At 75.8% G+C, this 10,922-nt stretch carries 8 protein-coding genes; 3 read left to right on the top strand and 5 right to left on the bottom strand.

What is annotated here, in order from left to right; all coding sequences use genetic code 11:
• The 3 genes from ACRYMY_RS18975 to ACRYMY_RS18965 all read left to right on the top strand — a co-directional run.
• A partial coding sequence (locus ACRYMY_RS18975; RefSeq protein ID WP_432548776.1) for a hemolysin family protein occupies positions 1-955 on the top strand: 955 nt, incomplete at its 5' end.
• The gene (locus ACRYMY_RS18970; protein ID WP_432548775.1) at positions 952-2,037 is read left to right on the top strand and encodes a hemolysin family protein; all 1,086 of its coding nucleotides are present in this window, start codon (positions 952-954) and stop codon (positions 2,035-2,037) included. The genes ACRYMY_RS18975 and ACRYMY_RS18970, both read left to right, overlap by 4 nt.
• A 70-nt stretch (positions 2,038-2,107) precedes the next feature.
• Positions 2,108-3,904, top strand: a complete 1,797-nt coding sequence (locus ACRYMY_RS18965) for a prolyl oligopeptidase family serine peptidase (protein WP_432548774.1) — start codon at positions 2,108-2,110, stop codon at positions 3,902-3,904.
• Here ACRYMY_RS18965 and ACRYMY_RS18960 read toward each other — a convergent pair.
• From ACRYMY_RS18960 to ACRYMY_RS18940, 5 genes are all read right to left on the bottom strand, one after another.
• Entirely contained in the window at positions 3,901-4,437 is a 537-nt protein-coding gene (locus ACRYMY_RS18960) for a GNAT family N-acetyltransferase (protein WP_432548773.1), read from the bottom strand. The genes ACRYMY_RS18965 and ACRYMY_RS18960 overlap by 4 nt on opposite strands.
• Positions 4,434-5,585 carry an MFS transporter gene (locus tag ACRYMY_RS18955; RefSeq protein WP_432548772.1) on the bottom strand — a complete coding sequence of 384 codons (1,152 nt, stop codon included), beginning with the start codon at positions 5,583-5,585 and terminating at the stop codon, positions 4,434-4,436. The genes ACRYMY_RS18960 and ACRYMY_RS18955 overlap by 4 nt, the downstream gene beginning before the upstream one ends.
• 309 nt (positions 5,586-5,894) lie before the next feature.
• Positions 5,895-7,451, bottom strand: a complete 1,557-nt coding sequence (locus ACRYMY_RS18950) for an alanine/glycine:cation symporter family protein (protein ID WP_432548771.1) — start codon at positions 7,449-7,451, stop codon at positions 5,895-5,897.
• 135 nt (positions 7,452-7,586) lie between these two features.
• Positions 7,587-9,221, bottom strand: coding sequence for an ABC-F family ATP-binding cassette domain-containing protein (locus tag ACRYMY_RS18945; RefSeq protein ID WP_432548770.1), 1,635 nt, complete (start codon positions 9,219-9,221; stop codon positions 7,587-7,589).
• 148 nt (positions 9,222-9,369) lie between these two features.
• Positions 9,370-10,803 (bottom strand): GntP family permease, encoded by a 1,434-nt coding sequence (locus ACRYMY_RS18940; protein WP_432548777.1) that lies wholly within the window; start codon positions 10,801-10,803, stop codon positions 9,370-9,372.
• Positions 10,804-10,922: the final 119 nt, after the last annotated feature.

The following is a 10,922-nucleotide window of genomic DNA, read 5'->3' as shown; positions in this document are numbered from 1 at the left end:
CCTGCGCCGAGTTTGCCGAGGCGCGCCGGTGGCGGCGCGGCCCGGCGCCCCCTCCGCCGACGGGCTGCCCCCGCGCGGCCCCCCCCCCCCCCCCCCCGGCACCCTGGAGCGCGAGACCGCCGTCCTCGTGCAGCGCTCGCTGGCCTTCGGCACCCGCCGCGCCGACGACGCGATGACCCCGCGCACGCGGGTCACCACCCTGTCGGCGGACGAGTCGCTGCTGGACCTGCTGGCCGCCGTCCACGCCACCGGGCACTCCCGGTTCCCCGTCGTGGACGCCGGCCCGGACGACGTCGTGGGCGTCGTCCACGCCCGGCAGGTCCTCGACGCCGACCCCGCCGAGCGCGGCACCACGACGCTGGGCGCGGTCGCGGCCCGTCCGCTGCTGGTGCCCGAGACGATGGAGCTGGACGCCCTGCTGGACGCGCTGAAGGGGACGCCGCTGCAGATGGCGGTCGTCGTCGACGAGTTCGGCGGGTTCGCCGGCGTCGTCACCTTCGAGGACCTCGTCGAGGAGATCGTCGGCGAAGTCGTCGACGAGCACGACGCCGAGCGCCCCCCGGCGCACCGCCTCGCCGACGGCGGGTGGCTGATGTCGGGCCTGCTGCGCCCGGACGAGGCCAGCCGCCACCTGGGCGTGCCGCTGCCCGAGGACGACGACTACGAGACGATCGCCGGTCTGCTCGGCCTGCACCTGGGCCGCCTGCCCGTCACGGGCGACGTCGTGGAGGTGCCCGTGGTGGTCCGCTCCGCGTTCGACGACGAGGACGCCGGCCCGCGCGCGCGGGCCGTGCGGATGGAGGTGGAGGCCCTGGACGGCCTGCGCGTGGACCAGGTCCGCGTCGACGTCCTGCACGAGGACGAGCCCGCAGGCCCGTCCGGTGAGCTCGACGTCCGCGACGGAACCGGGGCCGCCGTCCGCGTCGGTGCCGACGGGGACGGGGGGCGGCGGTGAACGACTACGTCGCGATGGTGGTCGCCGTCGTCCTGCTCGCCGGCAACGCGTTCTTCGTGGGCGCGGAGTTCTCCCTCGTCTCCGCCCGCCGCAGCGCGGTGGAGGCCCGGGCCGCGGAGGGCCGGCGCAGCGCGCGCACGACCCTGCGCGCCATGGAGGAGGTCTCGCTGATGATGGCGTGCGCCCAGCTGGGCATCACGCTGTGCTCGCTGGGCCTGGGCGCGATCGGCGAGCCGGCCGTCGCCCACCAGCTGGAACCGGTGTTCGCGGCGGTCGGCCTGCCCGACGCCGCCGTCTACCCGGTCTCCTTCGCCATCGCCCTGCTGCTCGTGGTGTTCCTGCACGTCGTGCTCGGCGAGATGGTGCCCAAGAACATCGCGCTGGCCGGCCCGGACCGCGTCGCGCTCGTCCTCACCCCCGCGCTCGTGGTGTGCGCGAAGGTCCTGCACCCGGTGATCTGGTCGATGAACCAGGTCGCCAACCTCGTCCTGCGCGCCGTCGGCGTGCAGCCCAAGGACGAGGTGACCAGCGCCTTCACCCGCGACGAGGTCTCCGGGCTGGTGGCCGAGTCGCGCCGGGAGGGGCTGCTCGCCCACGGCGAGGAGGCCCTGGCGCTGGGCGCGCTGACGTTCGCCGACCGCACGGCCGCCGCCGTGGAGCTGCCGATCGCCACCGTGGCGACCGTGCCGGAGGACGTCCGCGTCGCCGACGTGGAGGACGTCGCCCGCCGCACCGGGTTCTCCCGGTTCCCGGTGCGCGCGGCGGACGGGTCGCTGACCGGCTACGTGCACGTCAAGGACGTGCTGACCGCCGACGACGCCGCGCGCGCCGCGCACGTGCCCTCGCGCTACCTGCGGCCGCTGGCCACGGTGCGCCCGGGCGACCCGCTGCGCACGGTGCTGCGGCGCATGCAGCGCACCGGCGCCCACCTGGCCCGCGTGGTCGGCGAGGACGGCGCGCTGCGCGGCATCGTGGCGCTGGAGGACGTCCTGGAGGAGCTCGTGGGCGAGGTCCGCTCGGGCACCACCGGCTTCGCGGCCGCCCCCGGCAGCCGCGACCTCGTCGGGCGCTCGCGGGCCTGACGGCTCCCGCGCGACCCGCGGGCCCCGGGGAGCTCCCCGGGGCCCGCGGGCGTCCTGGCACGATGCCGCGGTGACGACCGATCAGCCCCTGCCCGACTGGGAGGCCCGCTTCCGCGCCGGCCGCGTCGGCCTGCCCGACTGGGCCGAGGAGGCGCCGGAGCGCTGCGCCGTGGTGGCCAGCGCGGGCGGCGTCCTGGAGGTCTGCTCGTGGGAGGTGGGCGGGGAGCTGGTGCAGCTCACCGACCGCCCCGAGGGCACCTCCAGCGCCACCGTCGACCCGCGCGGGGAGTTCGTGTGGTGGTTCGACGACACCGCCGGCGACGAGCACGGGGTGTGGCGGCGCCAGCCGTTCGGCGCGGCGCCCGGCGAGGGCGTCGAGGACCCGCTGGGCCTGCCCGCCGCCTACTCGGCGGGGCTGGCGCTGGGCCGCAGCGGCCTGGTCGTCGTCGGCCTGACCGACGAGGCGTGGGGCACCCGCGTGGAGGTCGTCGAGGACGCCGGCGGGACCCCCCGCGCGCGACGGCTGTACGAGCACCGCGAGGACGCCTGGGTGGGCGACCTGTCGCCCGACGAGCGGTGGGTGGCCCTGTCGCACTCCGAGCGCGGGGACTCGCGCCACCCCGACCTGCGGGTCCTCGCCGTCGCCGACGGCGCCGTCGTCGACGAGCTGTCCGACGGCCCCGGCAAGGGCGTGCACCCGCTGGCGTTCGCGCCCGTGCCCGGCGACCCGCGGCTGCTGGTCGAGCACGAGCGCGCCGGGCGCGCCGAGCTGCTGGTGCGCGACGTCCTCACCGGCGAGGAGACGCCCGTGGTCCTCGGCGTGCCCGGGGACGTGGCGGGCGCGGAGTGGACGCGCGACGCCCGCGCGCTGCTCGTGCAGGTCGACCACGAGGCCCGCACGCTGCTGCACCGCGTCGACCTGGCCACCGGCGACGTCGAGCGCGTCGGGCCGGACGCCGGGACCGTCGGGTCGGTGACCGCCCGCCCCGACGGCGACGTGTGGACGACGTGGTCGTCGGCGGCCGAGCCGCCCGCGGTGCGCACCCTGTCCGGCGAGGTCCTGCTGCGCGCGCCCGGCCCGGCCGCGCCGCCGTCGGTGCCCGTGGAGGACGTGTGGGCCGACGGGGAGGGCGGGCGGGTGCACGCGCTGCTGCGCCGCCCGCCGGGCGCGCACGGCCCGCTGCCCACGGTGGTGGAGGTCCACGGCGGCCCCACCGCCCACGACACCGACGCCTTCCGGGCGTGGGCGTCGGCGTTCGTGGACCACGGGTACGCCGTCGTGCAGGTCAACTACCGCGGCTCCACCGGCTACGGGTCGGCGTGGCGGGACGCCCTGGAGGCGCGGGTGGGGCACACCGAGCTGGCCGACGTGGCGGCCGTGGCCGACCACCTCGTCGCCACCGGCGTGGCCGACCCGGAGCGCCTCGTGCTGGCGGGCGCCTCCTGGGGCGGCTACCTGACGCTGCTGGGGCTGGGCGTCCAGCCGCAGCGCTGGGCCCTCGGCCTGGCCGGGGTGCCGGTCGCCGACTACGTGGCCGCCTACGAGGACGAGATGGAGGGGCTGAAGGCGTTCGACCGCTCCCTGTTCGGCGGGTCCCCGGCGCAGGTGCCGGACAAGTACGCCGACTCCTCGCCGATCACGCACGTCGACGCCGTGCGCGCGCCCGTCCTCGTGCTGGCGGGGGAGAACGACCCGCGCTGCCCGCTGCGCCAGATCGAGAACTACCTGGCGCGGCTGGCCGCGCGCGACGTCCCCCACGAGGTGTACCGCTACGACGCCGGGCACGGTTCCCTCGTCGACGACGAGCGGGTGCGGCAGGTCAGCGCTGAGCTGGACTTCACCCGCCGCCACCTGCCGGCGGTCTAGAGGTCGCGGGCGTAGCAGACGCTGAGGGGGCTGTCGGCCCACGGGCCGAAGTTGGGCGTGCGGGCGTAGCCGAGCCGCTCGTACAGGGCCATCGCCTCCGGCTGGCGGGTGCCGGTCTCCAGCCGCGCGCGGCGGGCGCCGCCGGCGCGGGCGGCGTCCTCGAAGGCGGCGACGAGGGCGCGCGCCACCCCGCGGCCGCGGTGGGCCTCGCGCACGTACACGCGCTTCATCTCCACCAGCTCGCCCGCGGGCTCCTCGTCGACGGGCACGAGCGCGATGCACCCGGCCGGCTCGCCGCCGGCGAGCGCCACGAGGTAGCGCGCCGACGGCTTCAGCCCGGCGCCCTCGACCTCCTCGAGGGCGTCGGTGTCCTCGGGGTAGCGGCGGGCGAGCTCGTCGACCGCCTCGGCCAGCAGCGCGTCCAGGTCGGCGTCGCCGACGGCCCGCGCCACCACTTCCAGCCCCTCCCGCCCGCTCCCGGCGCCGGGAGGGGTGGCGAACGCGCCGGGAGCCGCCGGGCCGGGGCCGCTCACGCGCCGGCCCCCTCGACCACGCGGCGGCGGCGCTGGGCGGGCACGGGGGCGATCGCCGGGTCGACCGGCGCGCGGCCGGTGCGGTCCCAGCGCGTCGCCCACGCCAGCACCGCCAGCCCGGCCGCGGCCAGCGCGGCGGCCACCAGCGCGGGCGCCGCGTAGCCGAACCCGGCGCCGATGACGACGCCGCCGAGGAACGCGCCGAGGGCGTTGCCGGTGTTGAACGCGGCCTGGATCGCGGCCGAGGCCATGCTCGCCCCGCCGCCGGCGGCGACGATGGCGCGGGTCTGGATGGCCGAGCTCATCGAGAAGCCGGTGAAGGCGAACGCGAAGACGCCGGCCGCCGCGGCCGCCGGGTGCTGCGCGAGGGCGAACAGCAGCACGAAGACGACGCTGCTGGCGGACAGCCCGAGCGCGAGGGTGCGCGGCACCGACCAGTCCGCCAGCCGCCCGCCCAGCAGGTTGCCCGCCGTGGCGCCCAGGCCGAACAGGACGAGCACCCACGCCACCGACCCGGCGGCGAAGCCGGAGACCTCGGTGAGCAGGGGCGCGACGTAGCTGAGGACGGTGAAGGTGCTGCCGAAGCCGACGACGGTGACCAGCAGCGTCAGCCACACCTGGGTGCGGCGGAACGCGGCGAGCTCCGCGCGCAGGCCGCCGCTGGGCACCTGCACGGGCGGCACGAGCGCCAGCAGCGCCGCGGTGGTGGCGAGCCCGACGACGCCGACGAGGGCGAAGGTGGTGCGCCAGCCGAGCTGCTGGCCGACCCACGTGCCCGCGGGCACGCCGACGACGTTGGCGACCGTGAGCCCGGTGAACACCAGCGCCAGGGCGCGGCCCTGCCGGCCGGCGGGCGCCAGGGCGCGGGCCACGACGGCGGCGGCGCCGAAGAACGCGCCGTGCGCGAGGCCGCTGGCGAAGCGGGCGCCCAGCAGCGCGCCGAAGCCGGGGGCCAGGGCCGTGGCGACGTGCGCGGCGACGAACAGGACCATCAGCGCGACGAGCAGCTGCCTGCGCGGCACGGCGTGCGTCAGCGCGGTGATGGTGGGGGCGCCGACGACGACGCCGAGCGCGTAGGCGGTGACGGTCCAGCCGGCGGCGGGCACCGAGACGGCGAAGGCGGCCGCCACGTCGGGCAGCAGGCCCATGGCGACGAACTCGGTGGTGCCGATGCCGAAGGCGCCCAGGGCCAGCGCCAGGACGGCGGGCGGCGTGCGGGTGCCGGTGGACCTGCCGGGCGGGGTGGGTGCGGTGGTGGGCGTGGGGTCGGGGGCGTGCGCGGGGATGGCGGGGCTCGCTTCCGGGTCGTGCGGGTGGGGTGTCCGGCAGCGCTCCGTCGCCTGTCGACCCCCCGATCATCGCGCGCCGCGCGGCCGGCCGTCACCACGGGTCCGGCCCGCGACGTGCGACGGCCCCGGCGCGTCGGTGCGCCGGGGCCGTCGGGACGGGGTCGGGGGTCAGGCGACGGGCTCGCGGGCCTCCTCGGCCAGCTTCCCGCTGCGGCGGTCGCGCAGGTACTCCTGCAGCTCCTTCTTCACGACCGGGGCCAGGATGTACAGGCCGATGATGTTGACCAGGGCGCAGACGAAGAGCATGGCGTCGGCGAGGTTCAGGACCTGCCCGAAGGTGAGCACGGTGCCGATCACGGTGAAGACGCAGTAGATGACCCGGAACGCCAGCACGCTGGCGCGGCTGCGGCCGAAGAAGTGGCACCACGCCTTCTCGGAGTAGTAGCTCCACGTGATGAGCGTCGAGAAGGCGAACAGCACGACGGCGATGGCGAGCACGATCGGGAACCAGGAGATGACGTCGGCGAAGGCGTCGGAGGTCAGGACCACGCCGTCCGCGGAGTTGCTGCCGGTCGCGGCGACCTCGGCGCGGGCGTCCAGCCAGCTCTGCGGGCGGGCGATGACGATGGTCAGCGCCGTCATGGTGCAGATGATGACGGTGTCGATGAACGGCTCCAGGAGGGCGACGAAGCCCTCGGAGACGGGGCGGCGGGTCTTGACCGCGGAGTGGGCGATGGCGGCGGAGCCGACGCCGGCCTCGTTGGAGAAGGCCGCGCGCTGGAAGCCGATGATGAGGGCGCCGAGGACGCCGCCGGCGACGCCCTCGGGCTGGAAGGCGCCGGTGACGATCTCCTGGACCGCGCCGGGGATCTGGCCGGCGTTGCCGAGGATGACGATCAAGCAGGCGACGATGTAGATGATCGCCATGGCGGGCACGAGCCTCGACGTCACGCGGCCGATCGAGGAGATGCCGCCGAGGATGACGAGGCCGACGAGCACGGCCAGGACGATGCCGAAGACGAAGGCGGCGGTGGCGCTGCCCAGCGGGCCCTCGGCGCCGCCGGTGACGTTGCGGACCTGGGCGAAGGTCTGGTTGGCCTGGAACATGTTGCCGCCGGCCACGCCGAAGAAGAAGATCGCGACGGCGAAGACCGCGGTGAGGACCGTGCCGATCGCGGAGATCTTGATGCGGCTGAAGGCGACGCTGAGGTAGCGGAAGGGCCCGCCGGTGACGGTGCCGTCCTCGTGGACCTCGCGGTACTTCACGCCGAGGGTGCACTCGGCGAACTTGGTGCACATGCCGAGCAGGCCGGCGACGATCATCCAGAAGGTGGCGCCGGGGCCGCCGAGGGTGACGGCGACGGCGACGCCGGCGATGTTGCCGAGCCCGACGGTGCCGGAGACCGCGCTCGTCAGCGCCTGGAAGTGGGTGACCTCGCCCGGGTCGGAGTTCCGGCTGAACTTGCCGCGCACGGTCTCCAGCGCGAGCTTGAAGCCGCGCAGCTGGATGAAGCCGAAGTAGACCGTGAAGATCAGACCGGCGAGGACGAGCCAGCCGACGATGAGCGGGAACGACGCCCCGCCGATGCTGACGCTGAAGAAGATCACCGACGAGAGGGCCGAGGTGATCGGCTCGAAGACGCGGTCGATGGCGGACTCGATGCTCGGGAGGGTCCCGCTCCCGCTCGTCGACGCCGCCATGGCGCTGAGGGCTGCGTGTGGCATCCGCGCAGAGAAGCGCTTCCGGGGCGGGGAGTCAACCGCTACCGCGCACTTCGGCGCGTGTCGCAACCCAGACGTCACACGCCGACCGGGCGGCGCGTCACCGCCCGGTCACCTCACCGCCGCCGTCCGGGGCACTCACAGCTCGCGCACGGCCCCCGCCTCGACGACGAGCCGGCGGGTCACCGCGACGGCCTCCAGCAGCCGCCGGTCGTGGCTGACCAGCAGCAGCGTGCCCGGGTAGGAGGCCAGCGCCTCCTCCAGCTGCTCGATGGCCGGCAGGTCCAGGTGGTTGGTCGGCTCGTCCAGCACGAGCAGGTTCACCCCGCGCGCCTGCAGCAGCGCCAGCGCCGCCCGCGTGCGCTCGCCGGGCGACAGGCTCGAGGCGGGCCGGCCCACGTGCGCGGCGCCCAGGCCGAACTTCGCCAGCAGGGTGCGCACCTCGGCGTCGGGCTGGTCGGGCACCGCGGCGCCGAACGCGCGCGCCAGCGGCTCCTCGCCCAGGAAGAGCCCGCGGGCCTGGTCGACCTCGCCCACCTCCACGCCCGAGCCGAGCGAGGCCGTGCCCTCGTCGGGAGCCAGCCGGCCCAGCAGCAGCTGCAGCAGGGTCGTCTTGCCCGCCCCGTTGGGCCCGGTGAGCGCCACCCGGTCCCCGGCGTCGAGCTGCAGGTCCACCGGACCCAGCGTGAACGCGCCGCGGCGCGCCACGGCCCCGCGCAGCGTGGCGACCACCGCGCCGGAGCGGGGCGCGGCCGCGATGGACATGCGCAGCTGCCACTCCTTGCGCGGCTCCTCCACGACCTCCAGGCGCTCGATCATCCGGTCGGTCTGGCGGGCCTTGGCGGCCTGCTTCTCGCTGCCCTCGCGCATCTTCGCCCGGATGTTCTTGTCCGGGTCGCCCTTGCGGACGGCGTTGCGCACGCCCTTGGCCATCCAGCTGCGCTGGGTGCGCGCCCGGGCCTCCAGCCCGGCGCGCGTCTCCGCGTACTCCTCGTACTCCTCGCGGGCGTGGCGGCGCTGCACCTCCCGCTCGGCGAGGAACGCCTCGTAGCCGCCGCCGACGACCCGCACCAGCTGCTGCGCCAGGTCCAGCTCGACGACCCGGTCGACGGTGCGGGCGAGGAACTCGCGGTCGTGGCTGACGACGACGGCGGGGGAGCGCAGCTGGGCGACGAACCGCTCCAGCCGGGCCAGGCCGTCCAGGTCGAGGTCGTTGGTGGGCTCGTCGAGCAGGAAGACGTCGTAGCGCGACAGCAGCAGCGCCGCCAGCCCCGCGCGGGCGGCCTGCCCGCCGGACAGGCTCGTCATCGCCACGTCCGCGTTGACGGCCAGGCCCACGTCGGCGAGGACCTCCTCGCGGCGCTCGTCGAGGTCGGCGCCGCCCAGGGCCAGCCAGCGGTCCAGGGCGTCGGCGTAGCGGTCGTCGGCGCCCGGGACGCCGTCGGCGAGGTCCTGGGCGGCGGCGTCCATGGCGGCCTGCGCCGCGCTCACACCGGTGCGCCGGCCCAGGAGGGCGGCCAGGCTCTCCCCGGGCCGCCGCTCGGCCTCCTGGGGCAGGTACCCGACGGTCGCGGTGGGCGGCGACAGGCTCACCGTCCCCGACCCGGGAGCGGTGAGCCCCGCCAGCAGGCGCAGCAGGGTCGACTTGCCGGCGCCGTTGGCGCCGACGAGGCCGACGACGTCGCCGGGGGCGACGACGAGGTCGAGGCCGGAGAAGAGGACGCGCGCGCCGTGCCCGGCGCTGAGGTCCTTCGCGACGAGGGTGGCGCTCACCGTCCGATCCTGCCCGCTCCGGCGGCGGGGTCCGCACCGGGTCCCGGGGCCGTCGAGACCCCGGAGACCCCGGAGGCCCCGGGGGGACGCCGCAGCGCCCGGCCCCTGGGCGGGACCGGGCGCTGCGGGTGGGTGCTGCGGGCGGGTGTCAGGAGACGACGAGGTACAGCAGCCAGACGAGGCCGAAGGCCGTGAAGCCGATGGCGGTGCCGACCACCGACCACGTCTTGAACGTGGTCGCCGTGTCCAGGCCGAGGAAGCGGCCCACCAGCCAGAAGCCGGAGTCGTTGACGTGGCTGAAGGTGATGGCGCCGGCGACGACCGCGACGACGATGCAGGCCAGCTGCAGCTGCGACAGCGAGGGGTCGGCGGCGACGGCGGGGGCCAGCAGGCCGGCGGCCGTGGTGCCCGCCACCGTCGCCGAGCCCTGCGCCACGCGCAGGGCGATGGCGATGATGAACCCGGCCAGGATGAGCGGCAGGCCCGCGTCGTTGAGCCCCTCGGCGATGACGCCGCCGATGCCGGTCTCGGTGAGGACGCGGCCGAACATCCCGCCGGCGCCGGTGATGAGGATGATCGAGCAGACGGGCGCGACGGCGTCGTCGACGAGCTCCTCCACGCGGCTGCCGACCTTGCCGCGGTTGGGCCGCACGACGAGCAGGAGCATGGCCAGGACGCTCGCGATCAGCAGGGCCACGGGCGTCGCGCCCAGCACCTGCAGCACCACGAGCAGCGGGTTGTCCTCGTCGGCGCCGTAGTTCGTCACGGCCGTGTTGGAGGCGGTGGCGCCGAAGATGAGCAGCAGCGGCAGCAGCAGCACCAGCAGCACGATGCCGAAGGAGGGGCGCGGCTGGTCCTCGTCGCCGCCGGCCTTGCCCAGGAGGTCGGGGACGGCGACGAACCCGACGCGGCGGGCGAGGACCAGGGCGAGGCGGTAGCCCATGAGGTACCACGTGGGCAGACCGACGAGCAGGGCGATGACGACGACGAGGCCGACGTCCGCGCCGAGGATCCCCGAGGCGGCGACCGGCCCCGGGTGCGGCGGCACGAGCGCGTGCATCATGAGGAACGCCCCGGCCGCGGGCAGCGCGTAGAGCATGAGCGACCCGCCGAGGCGCCGCGCCACCGTGTAGATGATCGGCAGCATCACGACGAAGGCGGCGTCCAGGAAGATCGGGAAGCCGTAGAACAGCGACGCGACCGACAGCGCCAGCGGGGCCCGCTTCTCGCCGAAGCGCGACAGCAGGGTGTCGGCGAGGACCTGCGCGCCGCCGGAGACCTCGACGATGCGCCCGAGGACGGCGCCGAAACCGACGAGCAGCGCGACCGTCGCCAGGGTGTTGCCGAAGCCGGACGTCAGCGTGCTGACGAGGTCGGCGGTCGGGATGCCCGCCACGACGGCCGTCAGCAGGCTGACGATGACGAGGGAGTAGAAGGCGTGGAGCTTCACCTTCATGATCAGTACGAGGAGCACGGCGATGGCCACGACGGCCGTCACCATGAGGAAGGCGGGGGAGCGCGTCGCCGCTGGCTCCGTGGCCGCGGCCAGAGCGACCAGCGACGCGGCGTGTGACGTCGTCAGCACGGGGGGTCCTTCGTCGTCGAGGGATGGGTCGCGCCCGACTGTACTCACAGTTTTCTATACAAAAGGACCGCTGGGATCCGCGTCCGGCGACCCCGGGCCCGCCGCGCGCGGCGGGC

This window comes from Kineococcus haloalkalitolerans, from assembly GCF_050871905.1.
In the GTDB taxonomy this organism is placed as follows: Bacteria; Actinomycetota; Actinomycetes; order Actinomycetales; family Kineococcaceae; genus Kineococcus.
This window is presented reverse-complemented; position numbering and strand designations above follow the sequence as displayed.

What these genes read in the sequence shown, in the direction of transcription:
- ACRYMY_RS18955 (WP_432548772.1), bottom strand. Translation starts at nt 5,585, where the DNA reads ATGGGCCTGCTGCCCGACGTGGCGGCCGCCTTCGCCGTCTCGGTGCCC.
- ACRYMY_RS18950 (WP_432548771.1), bottom strand. Translation starts at nt 7,451, where the DNA reads ATGCCACACGCAGCCCTCAGCGCCATGGCGGCGTCGACGAGCGGGAGC.